Origin of the sequence: Amycolatopsis sp. NPDC049691 (assembly GCF_040675005.1) — a bacterium.
GTDB lineage: Bacteria > Actinomycetota > Actinomycetes > Mycobacteriales > Pseudonocardiaceae > Amycolatopsis.
On the sequence record NZ_JBFANX010000013.1, the window covers coordinates 93,363 to 110,117 of the forward strand.

Annotated in this window: 18 protein-coding genes; 10 read left to right on the plus strand and 8 right to left on the minus strand. The window is 73.7% G+C overall.

Annotated features, from left to right (window positions below; all coding sequences use genetic code 11):
- Positions 1-42: 42 nt before the first annotated feature.
- From AB0J40_RS27795 to AB0J40_RS27815, 5 genes are all read left to right on the plus strand, one after another.
- Entirely contained in the window at positions 43-1,161 is a 1,119-nt protein-coding gene (locus AB0J40_RS27795; protein ID WP_364458043.1) for an epoxide hydrolase family protein, read from the plus strand.
- Positions 1,158-2,222 (plus strand): winged helix DNA-binding domain-containing protein, encoded by a 1,065-nt coding sequence (locus AB0J40_RS27800; protein WP_364458046.1) that lies wholly within the window; start codon positions 1,158-1,160, stop codon positions 2,220-2,222. Before AB0J40_RS27795 ends, AB0J40_RS27800 begins: the two co-directional genes overlap by 4 nt.
- Before the next feature lie 34 nt (positions 2,223-2,256).
- The gene (locus AB0J40_RS27805) at positions 2,257-5,247 is read left to right on the plus strand and encodes a BTAD domain-containing putative transcriptional regulator (protein ID WP_364458049.1); all 2,991 of its coding nucleotides are present in this window, start codon (positions 2,257-2,259) and stop codon (positions 5,245-5,247) included.
- Positions 5,248-5,278: 31 nt separating this feature from the next.
- Positions 5,279-6,502, plus strand: a complete 1,224-nt coding sequence (locus AB0J40_RS27810) for an FAD-dependent monooxygenase (RefSeq protein WP_364458052.1) — start codon at positions 5,279-5,281, stop codon at positions 6,500-6,502.
- A 93-nt stretch (positions 6,503-6,595) separates the two neighbouring features.
- Entirely contained in the window at positions 6,596-6,805 is a 210-nt protein-coding gene (locus AB0J40_RS27815) for a DUF2945 domain-containing protein (protein ID WP_364458055.1), read from the plus strand.
- Here AB0J40_RS27815 and AB0J40_RS27820 read toward each other — a convergent pair.
- Together AB0J40_RS27820 and AB0J40_RS27825 are read right to left on the minus strand one after the other, a co-directional pair.
- Positions 6,802-7,302, minus strand: a complete 501-nt coding sequence (locus AB0J40_RS27820; protein ID WP_364458058.1) for an HIT family protein — start codon at positions 7,300-7,302, stop codon at positions 6,802-6,804. The two genes, AB0J40_RS27815 and AB0J40_RS27820, sit on opposite strands and share 4 nt — an antisense overlap.
- Positions 7,194-8,078: an NmrA family NAD(P)-binding protein gene (locus AB0J40_RS27825; RefSeq protein WP_364458061.1), complete on the minus strand. Its 885-nt coding sequence runs from the start codon at positions 8,076-8,078 to the stop codon at positions 7,194-7,196. Before AB0J40_RS27825 ends, AB0J40_RS27820 begins: the two co-directional genes overlap by 109 nt.
- Positions 8,079-8,180: 102 nt before the next feature.
- Between AB0J40_RS27825 and AB0J40_RS27830 the strand changes: the two genes are divergently transcribed.
- Positions 8,181-8,726: a TetR family transcriptional regulator gene (locus tag AB0J40_RS27830; protein ID WP_364458064.1), complete on the plus strand. Its 546-nt coding sequence runs from the start codon at positions 8,181-8,183 to the stop codon at positions 8,724-8,726.
- On the opposite strand, the gene AB0J40_RS27835 is transcribed toward AB0J40_RS27830, so the two are convergent.
- Positions 8,710-9,834 carry a helix-turn-helix domain-containing protein gene (locus AB0J40_RS27835; RefSeq protein WP_364458067.1) on the minus strand — a complete coding sequence of 375 codons (1,125 nt, stop codon included), beginning with the start codon at positions 9,832-9,834 and terminating at the stop codon, positions 8,710-8,712. The genes AB0J40_RS27830 and AB0J40_RS27835 overlap by 17 nt on opposite strands.
- 307 nt (positions 9,835-10,141) lie before the next feature.
- Here AB0J40_RS27835 and AB0J40_RS27840 point away from each other — a divergent pair, with 307 nt between their 5' ends.
- A complete protein-coding gene (locus AB0J40_RS27840; RefSeq protein ID WP_364458509.1) occupies positions 10,142-11,272 on the plus strand; it encodes a YncE family protein in 1,131 nt (376 codons plus the stop codon).
- A gap of 6 nt (positions 11,273-11,278) precedes the next feature.
- Here AB0J40_RS27840 and AB0J40_RS27845 read toward each other — a convergent pair whose 3' ends face one another.
- Positions 11,279-11,692: a DUF5655 domain-containing protein gene (locus AB0J40_RS27845; RefSeq protein WP_364458070.1), complete on the minus strand. Its 414-nt coding sequence runs from the start codon at positions 11,690-11,692 to the stop codon at positions 11,279-11,281.
- Between the two features lie 17 nt (positions 11,693-11,709).
- The gene (locus AB0J40_RS27850) at positions 11,710-12,186 is read right to left on the minus strand and encodes a MarR family transcriptional regulator (protein WP_364458073.1); all 477 of its coding nucleotides are present in this window, start codon (positions 12,184-12,186) and stop codon (positions 11,710-11,712) included.
- Positions 12,187-12,370: 184 nt separating this feature from the next.
- On the opposite strand from AB0J40_RS27850, the gene AB0J40_RS27855 reads away from it, so the two are divergent.
- Complete coding sequence (locus AB0J40_RS27855) at positions 12,371-13,075, plus strand: DUF4142 domain-containing protein (RefSeq protein ID WP_364458076.1); 705 nt, start codon at positions 12,371-12,373, stop codon at positions 13,073-13,075.
- 1 nt (position 13,076) lies between these two features.
- Here AB0J40_RS27855 and AB0J40_RS27860 read toward each other — a convergent pair whose 3' ends face one another.
- Entirely contained in the window at positions 13,077-13,994 is a 918-nt protein-coding gene (locus tag AB0J40_RS27860; protein WP_364458079.1) for a helix-turn-helix domain-containing protein, read from the minus strand.
- Between the two features lie 70 nt (positions 13,995-14,064).
- Here AB0J40_RS27860 and AB0J40_RS27865 point away from each other — a divergent pair, with 70 nt between their 5' ends.
- Positions 14,065-14,451, plus strand: a complete 387-nt coding sequence (locus AB0J40_RS27865) for an ectoine synthase (protein ID WP_364458082.1) — start codon at positions 14,065-14,067, stop codon at positions 14,449-14,451.
- Here the strand turns inward: AB0J40_RS27865 and AB0J40_RS27870 are convergent.
- The gene (locus AB0J40_RS27870) at positions 14,448-15,008 is read right to left on the minus strand and encodes a TetR family transcriptional regulator (protein WP_364458085.1); all 561 of its coding nucleotides are present in this window, start codon (positions 15,006-15,008) and stop codon (positions 14,448-14,450) included. The genes AB0J40_RS27865 and AB0J40_RS27870 overlap by 4 nt on opposite strands.
- 92 nt (positions 15,009-15,100) lie before the next feature.
- On the opposite strand from AB0J40_RS27870, the gene AB0J40_RS27875 reads away from it, so the two are divergent.
- Positions 15,101-16,255: an FAD-dependent monooxygenase gene (locus tag AB0J40_RS27875; protein ID WP_364458088.1), complete on the plus strand. Its 1,155-nt coding sequence runs from the start codon at positions 15,101-15,103 to the stop codon at positions 16,253-16,255.
- On the opposite strand, the gene AB0J40_RS27880 is transcribed toward AB0J40_RS27875, so the two are convergent.
- Entirely contained in the window at positions 16,256-16,747 is a 492-nt protein-coding gene (locus AB0J40_RS27880; RefSeq protein WP_364458091.1) for a GNAT family N-acetyltransferase, read from the minus strand. It abuts the gene before it with no gap.
- Between the last annotated feature and the right edge of the window lie 8 nt (positions 16,748-16,755).

Here is a 16,755-nt window from a genome sequence, read left to right on the forward strand (position 1 = left end):
CGCGGAAGGAAGTCTTCCGCAATGGGTCATAGCGTGCGGCTCATGACGATTCCTTTCCGCATCGAGATCCCGCAGTCCGAGCTGGACGATCTGCACCGCCGCCTCGCCGGCGCCCGGTTCCCCGACCCCGTGCCCGGCGACGAGCCCGACTGGTCCCGCGGTATCCCCACCACCGTCGTGCGCGAACTGGCCGAGTACTGGCGCGACGGCTTCGACTGGCGCGCGCAGGAGGCGGCGCTCAACGCGTTCCCGCAGTACACGACCGTGATCGACGGCCAGGCCATCCACTACCTGCACGTCCGGTCGCCGCGGGCCGACGCGCTGCCGCTGCTGCTCACCCACGGCTACCCCAGCTCCTTCGCCGAGTTCCTCGATGTGATCGGCCCGCTCACCGAGGCGGGCCCCGATGCCTTCCACGTCGTCATCCCGTCCTTGCCCGGCTTCGGGTTCTCGACGCCGCTGAGCGGATCCGGCTGGGAACTCGCCCGGACCACGGACGCGTTCGCCGAGCTGATGACGCGACTCGGTTACGACCGCTTCGCCGCGCAAGGCGGCGACATCGGCGCCGGCGTCACCGGGCGGCTCGCCGCGCTGTACCCGGACCGCGTGATCGGCACCCACGTCACCAGCGATCGCGGCACGATCGCGCTGGCGGGCGAGCAGCTTCCGTTGCCGGGCAACCTGTCCGAGGCCGAACAGTCCGAACTGGACGCCGCCCGCGAGGCGTGGAAAGCCGGCCGCGGGTACCTCGACCTGCAGTCGCACAAGCCGGAGACGATCGCGGCGGCGCTCACCGACTCCCCGGTCGGGCAGCTGGCCTGGATCGCGGAGAAGTTCGAGGCGTGGACCGGGGAAGGCGGCGTCGACCGCGACCGGCTGCTGACCACCGTCAGCCTCTACTGGTTCACCCGCGGCGGCGCGACCGCGGCCCGGTTCCTGTACGAGGCCGCGCACTCCGGCCACGGCTGGCTGGCACCGTCGGACGTCCCGGCGGGCTGGGCGGTGTTCAACAGCTCGCCGGTCGTCCGGCGGATCATGGACCCCGACGAGCGGATCGCGCACTGGTCGGAGTTCGCCGAGGGCGGCCACTTCGCCGCGATGGAGGAACCGGAGCTGCTGGTCGAGGACATCCGGGCGTTCTTCCGCGGGCTGCGGCCGTGAACGTCCGCGCGCTCAACCGGGCGCTGCTCGCGCGGCAGCACCTCCTCGAACGGTCCGCCCGGTCCGCCGGTGCGATGATCGAGCACCTGGTCGGGATGCAGGCGCAGGCGCCGCTCGCGCCGTACGTCGGATTGTGGACGCGGCTCGCCCGGTTCCGGCCGGACGAGCTGGCGTCCCTGCTCACCGGGCGCGACGTCGTGCGGGGGCTGCTGATGCGCGGGACCGTCCACCTCGTCACCGCCGAAGACGCGCGGACGCTGCGGCCGCACATCCAGCGCGTCGTGGCGAACGGCTACACCGGGCACTTCGGCAGGCGGGTGGGCGGCGCGGACCTCGACGCCGTGACCGACCTGGGCCGATCGCTGCTGGCGGAGCGTCCGCGAACCCGGCGGCAACTGCAGGACGCGCTCGCCGTGCGGTGGCCGGAGCACGACGCCGAAGCACTGTCCTACGCGGTGAGTTACCTCGTGCCGACCGCGCAGGTCACGCCCCGCGGCGTCTGGGGCTCGACCGGTCCGGCGGTCCTGACCACCCTCGAAGGGTGGCTCGGCCGTCCACTGGCCCGCGGTTCCTCGCTCGAATCCGTGATCCGCCGGTACCTCACGGCGTACGGCCCGGCTTCGGTCGCCGACGTCCAGGCGTGGTCGGGGCTGACGAAGCTGCGGGAGGTCGTCGAGCCGATGGGGCTGCGCACGTTCCGCGCCGAGTCCGGCGAACTGCTGTACGACGTCGAAGACGGCGTGCTGCCGGACCCGGACACCCCGGCGCCGGCCCGGTTCCTGCCGGAGTACGACAACGTCCTGCTCTCGCACGCCGACCGCGCCCGGGTCCTGCCGCCCGGGCGGCGGGTCCCGCTGCCGCCGGGCAACGGCGCTTCGCGCGGGACGCTGCTGGTGGACGGTTTCTTCCGCGCGGACTGGCGGCTGCGGCCGGAAGCCCTGGAGATCTCCGCGCACGACCGGCTCACCGCGGCGGAGCGGGCGGAGATCGAGACCGAAGCCGGGCGCCTGCTGGAGTTCCTCGCCGCGGGGGAGAGGGCACTCCGGTTCACCGAAAGCTGACCGCCGGGCCGCGCGGTGGGCCAGAATCGGCGGCGTGCAGTTCGCGATCCTCGGGCCGGTCGAAGCCCGCCGTCCCGATGGGACCGCCGTCGCCCTCGGTGGGCCCCAGCTGCGCGGGCTGCTCGCGCTGCTCGCCCTCGACGCCGGGCGCTTCGTCAGTGTCGAGCGGCTCATCGACGGCCTGTACGGCGACCACCCGCCCGAGGGAGCGGCCGAAGCGCTCCAGTCCCAGGTCTCCCGGCTGCGGCGCCGGCTTCGGGACGGCGGTGCGCCCGACGGGCTCGTCGAGTTCACGCCCGCCGGGTACCGGCTGGCCGTCGAGCCCGAGGACGTCGACGTCCACCGCTTCGAACGCCTCACCGCCGAAGCGCGGCAAACGCCCGATCCGGCCCGGAAACGCGCGCTGTTCGGCGAAGCGCTCGCGCTGTGGCGAGGGCCGGCGCTCGACGGTCTCGCCGACGCGCCCCGCGCGGCCCGGCTGGCCGAACTGCGCCTGGCCGCGACCGAGGACCGCGTCGAAGCCGATCTGGTCCTCGGCCGCCACGACCACGTGGTCGCCGAACTCCGCGAGCTGACCCGGGAACACCCGCTGCGCGAACGGCTCGCCGCCCAGCTCGTGCGCGCCCTGCACGGCAGCGGCCGCTCGGCCGAGGCGTTGACCGTCTTCGCGGAAACGCGGGAGCGGCTCGCCGACGAGCTGGGCGCCGACCCGTCGCCGGAGCTGGCGGACGCGCACGCCGCCGTCCTGCGGGCGGCCGCCCCGGCCCGGCGGGTTCCGGTGCCGCTCACCGGGTTCGTCGGCCGGACCGAACTCGAGCTCCTGAAGACCGCCCTCGGGACCGCCCGGCTCGTCACGCTCACCGGACCCGGTGGCGCGGGCAAGACCCGCCTGGCCATCGAAGCGGCGACCGGCGACGCCTGCTTCGCCGAACTGGCGACGACGACCGACGTGCCCCGGGCCGTCCTGACCGCACTGGGCCTGCGGGAACAGGGCGTGCTGGCCCCGGGCGCGGCCGAGGACCCGGCCGACCGCCTGGCCACCGCCCTCGCCGACCGGCCGCTGCTGCTCGTCCTGGACAACTGCGAACACGTCGTCGCCGCGGCCGCGCGGCTCGTCCGGCGGCTGCTCGCCGCGTGTCCCGGCCTGCGCGTGCTCGCCACCAGCCGCGAACCCCTCGGCCTCACGGGCGAGACGCTGGTGCCGGTCGGTGCCCTGCCCGCCGACGCGGCGGCGAGGCTGTTCACCGACCGGGCCGCGGCCGTCGCCCCCGGCGTGGAGGTCGACCCGGGCGCGGTGACGCGGATCTGCGCCGCTCTCGACGGGCTCCCGCTGGCGATCGAGCTCGCCGCCGCGCGGTTGCGGTCGCTGTCCGCCGCCGACATCGCCACGCGGCTCGACGACCGCTTCCGGCTGCTCTCGCGCGGCGACCGGACCGCGGAGCCGCGGCACCGGACCCTGCGCGGCGTCGTCGAGTGGAGCTGGGACCTCCTCGAACCGGACGAACGGCGGCTCGCGGGCCGGTTCGCGGTGTTCGCCGGCGGGGCGCGGCTCGATGCGGCCGAGCGCGTCTGCGCCGAGCCCGAGGCCGACGTCGTGCTCCCCGGCCTGGTCGAGAAGTCCTTCGTCGAGTTCGACGGCGGCCGGTACCGGATGCTGGAGACGATCCGGGCGTTCTGCGCCGAACACGGCGACGATCGCCGCGCGGAGCACGCGAAGTACTTCCTGGAGCTGGCCCGCGCGGCCGAGCCGAAGCTGCGGGGCGCGGACCAGCTGAGCGCCTTGGAGGCGCTGACCGCCGAGCACGCCGACCTCACGGCGGCGGTGCGCTGGAGCGCCGCCGAAGACCCGGAAACCGCGGTCCGGCTCATCGCCGCCCTGACCTGGTACTGGTGGCTGCGCGGCCGGCGCGGCGAGGCGACGCCGTTCGCCGACGCCGTCGTCGCCGCTTTCGGCGCCGAGCCACCGCCCGGGCTGGCCGAGGAGTACGTCGTCTGCCTGATCCACGCGTCGCGCACCGACGTCGACCCGGAGCCGATCCTGCGGACGCTCGACGGGCCGCTGCGCCACCCGTACCTCTTCCTGCTGTGGGCGTTTTCCCCGCGTAGCAAGGTGAAAGAGGGCGAACGGCTGGCCGCGCTGATCGGCGACGACCCGTGGTCGCGGGCGTTCACGAGCATCGGCGACGGCCTCGGCGCCCAGTACCGCGGCCGGATCGAGGAGGCCGAGACGCACTTTTCGGCCGCCCTGCGCGGATTTCGCGCCCTGGGAGACCGCTGGGGCGAGGCGAGCGCGCTGGAGAAGCTCGCCGAGTTCGCGGACTGGCGCGGCGACCACGCGCGGTTCCGCGAGCTGATGGACGAGTCCGTCCGGCTGGCCGGCGAGCTGGGCTCCGTCGAGGACGCCGCCGACCTGCTCTGCCGCCGCGCCGACGGCGTGCTCCGCGCCGGCGACGCCGAAACCGCCCGCGCCGACTACGAAACCGCCGCCGAGCAGGCCCGCGCGGCCGGTACGCCGGTGACGCTCGCGCGGGCCCGCGGCGGCCTCGGCGAGATCGCGCGGCTCGCGGGCGACCTGCCCGCGGCCCGGCGCTGGTACACCGCGGCCGTCGGCCTCGCCGCCGGCCCGGTCACCGGCGGCGAGACGCGGATCCGGCTCCACACGGGCTTCGGCTGGACGGCCGCCGCCGAGGGCCGGCTCGACGAGGCGACCGAACTGCACCAGGAGGCGCTGGCCACCGCGCTCGAGCACGCCAACCTGCCGGGCGCGGCCCAGGCCGTCGAAGGCCTGGCGGGCGTCCTCGCCGCGCGGGAGGAGGACGAGCGGGCCGCGTTCCTGCTCGGCGTCGCGGTCGGGCTGCGCGGCGCGCCGGTCACCGGGGATCCGGATGTGGCGGGCGTGACCGGCCGGGTGCGTGCCCGGATCGGTGCCGCGGCTTACGACGAAGCATTCGGCCGCGGCCGCGAAATGCCGCCTGAGCAGGCCTTGAGCGAGTTCGGTCAACGACGGTTCACGCTCGGTTCGTGAGCGGTCAGCGGCCGCGCGCACAGTCCGGGGCATGACGAAGACGATCCTGATCTCCGGCGCGAGCGTCGCCGGCCCGGCTCTCGCCTGGTGGCTGCACCACCACGGCTTCCGCGCCACCGTTGTCGAGCGGGCCCCGAGCCTGCGCGAAGGCGGCTACAAGGTCGACATCCGCGGGGTCGCGGTGGACGTCGTCCGCCGGATGGGGCTGCTCGAAGAGGTGCACGCGGCGAGCACCGACATGCGCGGGGCGGCGTTCGTGGACAAGCGCGGCAAGGAGATCGCGACGCTGGACGCCGACACGTTCGGCTTCCGCCACGGCGACGACACCGAGATCCTGCGCGGCGACCTCGCGAAGATCCTCTACGCCGCGACCCGCGAGCACACCGAGTACGTCTTCGGCGACTGGATCACCGGCCTCGACGAGCGCGCGGACGGCGTCGACGTGACGTTCGCCCACGGCGCACCGCGCCGGTTCGACCTGGTCGTCGGCGCCGACGGCCTGCACTCCGGTGTCCGCGCGCTGGCGTTCGGCCCGGAGGAGGACTTCCTGCGCCGGTTCGACGCCTACATCTCGATCTCGACCGTGCCCAACACCTTCGCGCTGGACCGCTGGGAGCTGCTGCACCCGGCGGCCGCGGGCAAGATGGTGAACGTCTACAGCACCGCCCGCGCCGCCGACGCGAAGGCCGCGTTCTGGTTCAGCGCCCCGCCGCCGGCCTACGACCGCCGGGACGTCGAGAGCCAGAAGGACCTGGTCGCGGCCCAGTTCGCCGGACTGGGCTGGGAAACCGCCGCGCTGCTCGACGCGATGCGCGAGGCCGACGACTTCTACTTCGACCCGGTGTGCCAGATCGTCATGGACCGGCTGTCGGCCGGCCGCGTGACGCTGCTCGGCGACGCGGGGTACTGCCCGTCGCCGGCGTCGGGGCAGGGCACGAGCCTGGCGCTGGCGGGGGCGTACGTCCTGGCGGGCGAACTCGCGACCGCCGCCGGTTTCGGGGAGGCGCTCGCCCGGTACGAGAGCGAAATGCGGCCGTACATCGAGAAGAACCAGGCACTGGCGAAGACGGCGTTGCGCGGGATCATCCCGCGCTCGCGCGCGTTCGCGTGGTTCAACACGCGGATGATCAAGCTGATGCCGTACCTCCCGGGCCGCAACCGCGTCCTGGAGCAGATGGCCCGCCCGATCCGCGAAGCGGCGAACGCCTTGGTGCTCAAGGAGTTCACTTCAGCGGATCGTGCCCCCGGTTCGTGAGCGGGTGCCGCCAGGTCGCCGGTGGAAGGCGTCGCCCGTTCGGGACGCATACCCGCTTCGAGCACGGGTATGCGCACCTCGGAGGTGGTGCTCGTGAGCGAGGACTTCAAGAAGGGCGACCGGGTCCGCTGGGACGCGGGCAACCAGAGTTCCGTCGGCACGGTCGAGGAGAAGATCACCAAGGACACCCACGCCGGCAAGCGGGACGTCAAGGCGTCGCCGGAGGAGCCGCAGTACCTCGTGAAGAGCGAGAAGTCCGGGAAGACCGCCGTACACCACCCGGACAAGCTGCACCCGGCCTAGCGCGCGGCGCGGACCTTCGCCGCCACTTCGGCCAGCTCCTCGCGGTCGCGGACCCGCCAGTCGGCGGCCAGGGCGAAGCCGTCGCCGGTGTGGCGGGGGATCACGTGCAGGTGGACGTGGGGGATCTCCTGGCCGGCGGCCTCGCCGTCGGCCAGGAACAGATCGATCCCCTCGCAGCGCAGGTCCGTCCGGCGCAAGGCCGCGGCCAGCTCGTGGGCGATCCCGAACATCCGCGCGCCCGCGCCGGCCGGCAGGGCGGCCAGGTCCTCGTGGACGAACGACGCCGGGGCGCGGCCGGCGCAGATGGCGCAGAAGACGCACTCGCCGTCGGCGGTGGTCGCGGGCAGCGGGGGGTGGCTTGGCCATGGCGCCGACCGTAGCGAGGAGGCTACGCCGCTGTCAGGTGCGTTTTCGCCCAGTCCGCGAACGTCGTCAGCGGGATGCCGAGCGCCCGGGCGAACTCGGGACGCGCGGGGTGGCCCACCTCGTTCTGCCACGCGTGCCGGACGGCGAAGGCGGGCGCTCCCGCGGCGATCGCCTCTTCGGCGGTCATGTCCGGCGCCGTCAGCTCGACGCCCAGCGCCTCCGACAGGATCCCGGCCACGCGAGTCATGGTCATCAGCTCGCTCGCCAGCTCCAGCTCGACGCCGTCGAAGCGCGCCGGGTCCGCGAACGCCGCCGCGGCCGCCGCGCCGATGTCGTCCACCGCGACCAGCGCCAGCTCGGTCGACGGCTTGATGGTCGTGACGAGCCTGCCGTGGGGCAGCAGGAACGACGGCGGCAGGAAGTTCTCCATGAAGAAGCCCGGCTTGAGCACCGTCCAGTGCGCGAACCCGGCGTCGCGGACGCGGTCCTGGATCGCCGTCTTGGTCTCCAGGTAGTGCTCCATCGACGCCCAGCGGCCCTCGGCCCAGCCGGGCACGGACCGGTGCTGCCCGGCGCCGGAGACGGACGTGTGCACGAACTGCGGCACGCCGGCTTCGCGGGCCGCGTCGACGAGGTTGCGGCCCTGGACCCACTCGGAGTCGCCTTCGAGGTTCGTCAGGTCCGGCATCTGGACGGAGAACACGCCGCGTACGCCCTTCATGGCGGGGGCGAGGGAATCGGGGTCGTAGAGGTCGCCCGGCACGATTTCGGCGCCTGCCGCACGGAGGCCCTGCGCTTTCTCCGGATTCCGGACCAGCGCGCGGACGGGCACCCCGGCCTTCAGGAGAGCGCGGGCGGTGGCGCCGCCTTGCTTGCCGGTGGCGCCGGTGACCAGGACGGGGGACATGGGAACTCCTCGGGCCGATAAGTGGCGGGGCCCGCCACTTCGTGGTCGCTACACTAGCCACTAAGTGGCGGCCCCCGCCACTTCCTGTTCCGGAGGTGGTCCGTGCCGCGGTCCGACGCCCGCCGCAACTACGCGCGCATCCTCGCCGTCGCCGAGGCGGAAGTCGCCGCGCACGGCGCCGAGGCGTCCCTCGAGCAGATCGCCCGGACCGCGGGCGTCGGCTCGGCGACGGTGCGCCGCCACTTCCCGAGCCGGCCGGCGCTGCTGGAGGCGGTGTTCCGGCGGCAGGTGGACGCGTTGGCCGAGCGGGCCCACGCGCTGGCGGAGGAGTCCGACGCCCGCACGGCGCTGCTGGACTGGCTGCGCGCGGTGACGACGTACGCGGCGACGGCGCGGGGCATGGCGACGGCCCTCGTCCGCGACGACGAGTCGATGGCCCACGCGTGCTCGACGACGATGACCGAAGCGGGCGAGCCGTTGGTGCGCAAGGCGATCGAAGCGGGCGCGGTCGGCGCGGACGTCACGGCGGCGGACCTGATCGCGGTGGTGACGGGGATCGTGCTGGCGACCGAGCACCACCGCGACCCCGCGGCCGAGGCGCGGCGGTTGCTGGAACTGGCGGTCCGGGGGATCAGCCCGCGCCCGTGAGCCAGTGGTGCAGCGCCCACCACGAGCGCACCGCGTCGAGTACCCGGCCGCCCGTGTTCTCCGCCCACGGCAACGGTGTCAGCTCCGCGAGCCGGTCCAGCCGGTACCGGACGGTGTTCGGGTGCAGGTGCAGCGCCTCCGCCGTCGGGCGCAGGCGCTGGCCGTGGTCCAGGTACGCCAGCGCCGTCGCCGCCAGCTCGCGGTGGAACGGGTTCGCCGGATCCAGCGCGCCGAGCAGGTCCGTCGTCAGCAGGCCCGCCAGCAACGGCTGGGCCGTCAACGCGATCTCGCCCGCCAGCGCCGTCAAGTCGTGGTAGCCGCGGCCGGCGATGCGCGCCGCCGCCGTGCAGAGCCGGTACACCTCCCGCAGTGCCGGCAACTCCGCCGGGGGTGCCACCACCAGCAGGACGTCCTCGGCGAGCGCGACCCCGGCGGGCGACCGCACCGCCAAGCCGGTCAACCTGCCCTCGACCAGGCCGTACACCCCGCCGAACTCCAGCAGCGCCTGCTCCAGCGTCCGCGCCTGGGCCGGGTCGCTGACGTCCGACACCACGCAGAAGTAGCGGACGTCGGGGTGCAGTCCCGCCCGCCGGAGCTCTTCGGGCGTCGGCGGGTGCCCCGAAAGCAGCAGGGTCCGCAGCAGCTGTGTGCGCGCGTCGCGCACCGTGCGGGACAGCTGGAGCTCGGCCGCGTGGTAGCCCTTGACGATGTGGTGTTCGAGCGCCCCGGTGTAGCGGTCGGCGTCGAGGACGGTTTCGAGGATGAGCTCGTCGGGCACGCCCGCCGCCCGGGCGCGTTCGACGGCGACGCGGGCCGCGTGCGTGCGGCCGGCCTGGACCCCGCGCAGCAGCTCGGTGAGCGGGACACCCTGCGCCGCGCGGTCGGCGCCGAGCGCCTCGGCGGTGGTGTAGTCCTCTCGCGCCGGGCCGTCGGGACTCGCCGTCGCCCGCAGCGCGGCCGACAGCAGCACCTGGATGTGCCGCCGGTTCTCGGCCTCCGGCAGCCGCGCGACCTCGGGCGACTCGTTGCGCGCCACCTTGACCAGCTCGTCCAGCACGGCCTCGTCCGCGGCCAGCTCGTCGAGGAGCCGGCGGAGCAGCGGCGTCACCGGCACCTCCCGAAACCGTTGTGGCACGGCCACAACCGGCACCGGCGACGTTGGGCGGCCGACCCTACCGGACGGGCTCCGGTGCCCGGTTATCGTGGCAATACCGGACAGTAACCCCTGCCCGGGGCAAAAACCACCGCCGCACCTCTTCAGCGTCGAAAGGTGTCTTGTCGTGCGCACTTTCCCGAGAACCCGCCGACGGCGGTCCTACCTCTCGCGCCTGGCGTACCTGACCTCCGCCGTCGCCCTGCTGGCGACCGGCGCGGCGGTGCCCGCGGCCGGCGCGCCCGCGGCCCTGCGGGAGGTGATGTTCGTCGGCAACAACTGGGAAGGGACGGCCGACGTCATCCAGTCCCGCGGCTCCTTCGCGAAGATCGGGCGCGTGAACATCATCCCCGACAAGGACGACCGGCTGCGCGAGATCTACCTGAACCCGATCAAGCTGGCGTTCTTCCTCGGCATCCGCAACGGGCCGGGGGAGGGGCACGACCAGTTCGTCGACGACATGTACACGACCCCGGACGGGGCTTCGGTGGTGGCGTCGCGGCCCAGCTTCGCCGACGTCGTCTCGATCAGCCTGAGCACCGGCCGGATCAACTGGCGCTTCCCGGTTTCCGGCTTCCGCGCCGACCACATGGCGGTCTCGCCGGACGGCCGCCGCGTGGCCGTCTCGGCCTCGACGTCGAACACCGTGCACGTGCTGGACATCGTGACCGGGCAGCAGGTCGGCTCGTTCGCCACCGGCGACAAGCCGCACGAAAACGTCTTCACCGCCGGCGGCCGGTACCTGTGGAACATGTCGATCGGCAACGTCGACACGAACCTCGACGACCCCGGCTGGGACTTCACCAAGGGCGACCGGCACATCACGGTCGTCGACGCCACGACCTTCCAGCAGGTCAAGGTGATCGACATGCGCGACCGGCTCGACGCCTTCGGGCGCCGGGACCTCTCGGACGCCGTGCGGCCGGTCGCGTTCACCCCGGACGAGTCCAAACTGTACTTCCAGGTGTCGTTCTTCAACGGCTTCCTCGAGTACGACGTCGCGACCGACAAGATCACCCGGGTCAAGGAGCTGCCGAAGAACCCGGCCACGAGCGACGACCGCACCACGTTCGTCAACGACTCCCGCCACCACGGCATGTCGATGAACCCGGCGGGCACCAAGCTGTGCATCGCCGGGACGATGGACGACTACGCCACGGTGGTCGACCGCGCGACCCTGCAGCAGGGCACGCTGGTGCCGGCGGTGAAGCCGTACTGGGCCACGGTGAGCGGCGACGGCAGCGCGTGCGTCATCTCCGAGGCGGGCGCGGACCGCGTCACGGCGATCGACTTCGCGACGGGGCAGAAACTGGTCTCGGTGCCGGTGGGCGACCACCCGCAGCGGGTCCGCATCGGCCACGTCCCCGAGGGCTGGACCGGGCCCGCGAGCTGAGCCGGGTCAGGAGAAGTCGTAGGCCATCGTGAACCAGCCGCGGACCTCGTCGTCCACATCGGACACTTCGCGCAGCTTCAGCTGGTGGCCCACCCGGGGCCCCGACGCCCAGCGCGCCGGGGCGATCCGGTTCGTCTCGACCGGCCGCGGCAGGAACAGGTACACCAGGACGTCCCGCGAGCGGGGCCGGAGCTCGGCGAGCTTCCGGTCCCGCTTGAGGAACACCCCGACCTTGACGGCGTCCTCGTGGACGTCGCCCAGCGTCCGCAGGTGCTCGAGGACGGCGTCGTAGATCGCGCGGAACTTCGGGTCGCGGCCGGCGAACGTCTCCTCGACGGTGCAGCCCGGGACGCACGTGTGGCCCTGGCCGGGGCGCGCGAACTCGCGGTCGCACTGCGGGCACGTCCACCGGGTCGCCATGCCGTCCAGGATGGCACTCACAGCGGCGCCGGGCCGAGCGCGGGGACTGTGGCGGCCGCGTTCACCAGCCGCCGGGCCGCCGCGGCCGCGGACTTCCGCTGTGCCGGCGGCAGCCGGTCGAGCAGCTCGCCCAGCGCCGCGTGGCGCCGCTGGAGGATCCGGGCCACCAGCTCGTGGCCCGCGTCGGTGACTTCGAGGGTCACCACGCTCCGGTTGCGCGGGTCGCGCCCGCGGGCCACGTAGCCGAGGGCCTCCAGCCGGTCGGCCAGCCGTGTCACCGACGACGCGTTGACGTCCATCGCCGCCGCCAGCCGCGAACTGGGGACCCGGCCGAGCCGGTCGAGGATCAGCAGCAGCCGGGTCTGCGGGAACGAGACCTCGGGCGGCGCCGCGTGCGCGCACTCCCACGCGATCCCGACCAGGACCAGGGTGAGGCCGTCCAGGGCCACCACGTCCGGGTCGGCGCCCGGGGCCGCGTCTTCGAGGGTTTGCATGAAGCAATACTTGCCAACGGCAAGAGCATCGGTCAAGATGGAACCCCGGCACTCGCCCGGCACTTCGTGACGCGTCCACATCAGACGCCCGAAAATCCTTGTGGCACAAGAGAAATCGGTTGAACCCCTGCGCGCCGGGAGCCGTGTTACCCCGTGCAGGCAGTTGTCGCCAGAAGGAGGAACGATGCCGGATCACCGTGGCATGACGGCCAAGGCCAGGGCTCGGACCGTGCTGGTCGTCGTGGCCACGCTCGCCGTGGTCGCCGTGGGCTCGGTCCTGGTGCTGAAAGCGAGCGCCCAGAGCGCACCCGGGTCGACGCAGGCGCAGGTCCCGGCGTACGGGCACGACATGGCCGGGATGCGGCCGGGCTCGGCCGCCCAAGCCGCGGCCGACGTCGCCGGCGCCGGACCGGTCACCGAGCTGGACAAGACGTTCCTGGTGAAGGTCCGCCAGGCCGGGCTGTGGGAGATGCCCGCGGGCACCCTCGCCCAGACGCACGCCAGCAGCGACGCCGTGAAGCGCGCCGGGCTGCACCTGCTCGACGGGCACTCGCACCTGGACCAGCTCGTCCGCGAGGACGCGAAGCTGCTCGGCGTGCCGCTGCCCGACCAGGCGAGCGCCGAGCAGCAGGGCTGGGTCCGCCAGCTGACCGCCGCACAGGGCCTCCAGTTCGACAAGCTGTTCGTCAACCTGCTGCGCGCCTCGCACGGCAAGATCTTCGCGACCATCGCCGAAGTCCGCGCGGGCACGCAGAACGACGTGATCCGGCGGCACGCGACGCAGGCGAACCAGACCGTCCTCGACCACATGAACGTCCTGGAGGACACCGGGCTGGTCGACCCGCAGACCATCGCCGACGTCGCCGCGGCGGTGAACCCGCCGAAGTGACTCAGGGAGTGCGGAACGTGCGGCGGTAGGCCGACGGCGACGTCCCCATGACCCGCGTGAAGTGGTGCCGGAAGGTCGCGGGGCGGTCCAGGCCGACGGCCGCGCCGACCTGCTCGACCGAGAGGGCTCCTTGCTCGAGCAGCGGCAGGCTGGCCGTGATCCGCTGGACGACGACCCAGCGCAGCGGGCTGGTGCCGGTCCGGCGGCGGAAGTGCCGCAGGAAGGTGCGTGGCGCCAGGTGGGCCCGGGCGGCCAGGCCGGCGACGGTGATCGGCTCGGCGAGGTGCGCCAGTGCCCAGGTCATCGCGCGCGACACCCCGTCGCCGCCGGGACGTTCGCCGACGGCGGCCGCCACGACCTGGGCCTGGCCGCCCTCCCGGTGCGGCGGGCCGAGGAGGTGCCGGGCCACGGCACCGGCGACGCGGGCACCGTGGTCCCGGCGCAGCAGGTGCAGGCACAGGTCGAGCGCGGCGGCGTTGCCCGCGCCGGTGACGACGTCGCCGCCGTCCACGTACAGCACGTCGGGCCGGACGCGGACGCGCGGATACCGCTCCCGCAGCAGTTCCGTGTATTGCCAGTGCGTCGTGGCTTCACGGCCGTCCAGCAGCCCGGCCGCGGCGAGCGCGAAGACACCGGAGCAGATCGAGACGATCCGGGCGCCGCGCCCGTGGGCTTCCCGCAGCGCGGCCACCAGCCCGGCCGGTGCTTCGGCCCGGACATCCGGCACGGCGACGACCACCACGGTGTCGGCGCCCGCCACGACGTCCTCATGCGACGGCGAGCAGACCCGCAGGTCGTACCGGGGCCCGGTGCCGGTCCCCCCGAACACCTCGACCACCGTGCCGAGCTCGAAGGAAGCGATCCCGTCGAAGGCCGGCACCGCGATGGTGTGGCGGCTGCCGGGGGACGCGGACGGCATGGCGCGATCTTAGCGGTCCGGGGCGGTCACGCCGCTTCCGCGGACGCGGGCCGGCACCGAGGATCGAGCCATGATCATCCATGCGTTGAAGGACGTCATCGGCACCGAACGCGAGGTCACCGGACCGGAGTGGACCAGCCGCCGCCTGGTGCTGGCGGCGGACCGGGCCGGCTTTTCGGTGAACGACACGGTCGTGCGGGCGGGTGCGGAGCTCGAGATGTGGTACGCCAACCACGTCGAAGCCGTCTACGTCCTCGAGGGCCGGGGCGAAGTGACCGACCACGAGACGGGCGCGGTGCACCCCCTCGAACCCGGCGTGCTGTACCTCGCCGACGCCCACCAGCGGCACACCCTCCGCACGCACACGGAGTTCCGCGCGGTCTGCGTGTTCGACCCGCCCTTGACCGGCCGGGAGGTCCACGACGAGCGCGGCGCCTTCCCGCCGCCGGCCGGCTAGGACCGCGCCAGGTAGCGCTGGACGGTCGGGCCGATCTCGTCGACGACCTCGTCCGGGGTCAGCGCGACCACCGGCGGCAGGCGCAGGACGTAGCGCGTCAGCGCCAGGCCGAGCAGCTGGCTCACCACCAGCCCGGCGCGCCGGGGAGCGTCGGCCGGGTCGCCGAACCGCAGGACCGCGGGGGTGACCTGGCGGGAGAACACCTCGCGCATCTTCTCCACCACGGCGTCGTCGGCGACCGCCGTGCGCAGCAGCGTCAGCAGGATCTCGTCGGTCGGCGGCCGCTCCCACAGGGCGAGGAACTGCCGGGTCAGCAGCGCGCCGACGGTGCCGGGGTCGGCCGCGGCCAGGTCCGGGAGGTCGAGCTCGACGTCCACGGCCGCCGCGAACAGGCCGTCCTTGCTGCCGTAGTAGCGCATCACCATCGACGGGTCGATGTCCGCGTCGGCCGCGATCGAGCGGATCGTCGCGCGGCGGAAGCCGTCGGCGGCGAACCGGCGGCGGGCGGCGTCGAGGATGGCCGCCCGGGTGGCGTCGGATCGACGTGGCTCGGTCATGTCAACAAGTGTAGGCCAACACTTGTTGACAAGCCAGCGGGGCGACGCCTACCGTCGATGCCAACAGTTGTTGGCAAACTTCGGAGGTCGTCATGAACCTGCCCGCCCGCACCGATGTGCTGATCGCCGGCGCCGGCCCCGCCGGGCTCGCCACCGCGATCGTCCTGGCCGAGGCCGGCGTGGACTTCGTGCTGCTCGACCGCCAGGCCGAGGGCGCGAACACCTCGCGGGCCTGCGTGGTGCACGCCCGGACCCTGGAGGTGCTGGCCGAGCTCGGTGTCACGGAACGGCTGAAGGAGCTGGGTGTCGTCGTGCCGACGTTCACCGTCCGCGACGGTGCGGCGGTGCTGGCCAAGGTGCCGTTCGGCGGGCTGCCGACCGCTTACCCGTACACGCTGATGGTGCCGCAGGACCGGACCGAGGCGGTGCTGCTCGCGCGGCTGCGCGAAGCAGGCGGCGACGTGCACCGCCCGTACGAGGTCACCGCGGTCGCCGGGGACGACACGGGCGTCACGGTGACGACGACCGGCGGCACCGTGCGCGCGAAGTACGTCGTCGGCGCCGACGGCATGCACAGCACCGTGCGCGAGCAGGCGGGCATCGGGTTCACCGGCTCGACCTACGCCGAGTCGTTCGTGCTGGCCGACGTCCGGATGAGCTGGCCGCTGGACCGCGCGGAGGTCAGCCTCCACCTGTCGCCGGAAGGCGTGACGGTGGTGGCGCCGCTGCCCGACGGCGACGACCACTACCGCGTGGTCGCGACGGTCGCCGAGGCGCCGGAGCACCCCGGCACCGCGGACATCCAGTCCATTGTGGACGCGCGGGGCCCGGAAGGCGGGCGGTCGCGGGTCACCGAAGTGGTGTGGAGCTCGCGCTTCCGCGTCCACCACCGGGTGGCCGACCACTACCGCGCGGGCCGCGTGCTGCTGGCGGGCGACGCGGCGCACGTGCACAGCCCGGCGGGCGGCCAGGGCATGAACACCGGCATCCAGGACGCGGTCGCGCTCGGCGGGCTGCTGGCCCGCGTGGCCGCCGGCGAGCCGGAAGCGCTGCTGGACACCTACGAAGCGACGCGCCGTCCGGTGGCGACGGAGGTGGTGGCGTTCACCGACCGGATGACGCGGATGGCGACCCTGCGCCCCCGCCCGGCGCGGCTGCTGCGCAACACGGTGCTGAAGGCGGTGTTCTCGCTGCCGCCGATGCGCGCGAAGCTGGCTTACCGGCTGGCGGAGCTGGCGGCGCGGTGATCAGCGGTCCGGCGACCACCGGCCGAGCCACTGCTCGGCGCCGTAGTCGTGGTACCGCATCACCTCGGTGAACCCCAGCTTCGCCGCGAGCCGCATCGAGGCGACGTTGGCGGTTTGGGTGCGCAGCGCCACCGGTTCGCCGGGCCGCGCGGACGCGAACCAGGCCAGCGCCGCAGCGCACGCCTCGGCCGCGTACCCGTGTCCCCACGCCGAAGGCAGGAACAGGTAGCCGAGCTCGGTTTCCCCGTCCGCACCGGAGTCGAGGGTGACCATGCCGATCATCGTCCCGTCGAGGTCCACCACGAACGACCCGAACCGCCGGCCCGGCACTTCGGGCACCGTGCTCTCGACCTCGGCGCGGGGCCGGGAGCCGCCGATGTAGGTGCCCACCTCCGGCGAGGCGAACAGCTCGACGTACGCCGGCCGGTCGCGGGCTTCGGACTCGCGCAGCACGAGCCGTTCGGTGGCGAGCGGGGGAGGCGGCCAGGTCACCCGGCCAA

Bases quoted from the DNA above. Each gene is read 5' to 3' on its own strand.
- AB0J40_RS27795 (WP_364458043.1), top strand. From the start codon at position 43: ATGACGATTCCTTTCCGCATCGAGATCCCGCAGTCCGAGCTGGACGAT.
- AB0J40_RS27810 (WP_364458052.1), top strand. From the start codon at position 5,279: ATGACGAAGACGATCCTGATCTCCGGCGCGAGCGTCGCCGGCCCGGCT.
- AB0J40_RS27825 (WP_364458061.1), bottom strand. From the start codon at position 8,078: ATGTCCCCCGTCCTGGTCACCGGCGCCACCGGCAAGCAAGGCGGCGCC.
- AB0J40_RS27840 (WP_364458509.1), top strand. From the start codon at position 10,142: ATGTTCGTCGGCAACAACTGGGAAGGGACGGCCGACGTCATCCAGTCC.
- AB0J40_RS27845 (WP_364458070.1), bottom strand. From the start codon at position 11,692: ATGGCGACCCGGTGGACGTGCCCGCAGTGCGACCGCGAGTTCGCGCGC.
- AB0J40_RS27850 (WP_364458073.1), bottom strand. From the start codon at position 12,186: ATGCAAACCCTCGAAGACGCGGCCCCGGGCGCCGACCCGGACGTGGTG.
- AB0J40_RS27855 (WP_364458076.1), top strand. From the start codon at position 12,371: ATGCCGGATCACCGTGGCATGACGGCCAAGGCCAGGGCTCGGACCGTG.
- AB0J40_RS27860 (WP_364458079.1), bottom strand. From the start codon at position 13,994: ATGCCGTCCGCGTCCCCCGGCAGCCGCCACACCATCGCGGTGCCGGCC.
- AB0J40_RS27865 (WP_364458082.1), top strand. From the start codon at position 14,065: ATGATCATCCATGCGTTGAAGGACGTCATCGGCACCGAACGCGAGGTC.
- AB0J40_RS27870 (WP_364458085.1), bottom strand. From the start codon at position 15,008: ATGACCGAGCCACGTCGATCCGACGCCACCCGGGCGGCCATCCTCGAC.
- AB0J40_RS27875 (WP_364458088.1), top strand. From the start codon at position 15,101: ATGAACCTGCCCGCCCGCACCGATGTGCTGATCGCCGGCGCCGGCCCC.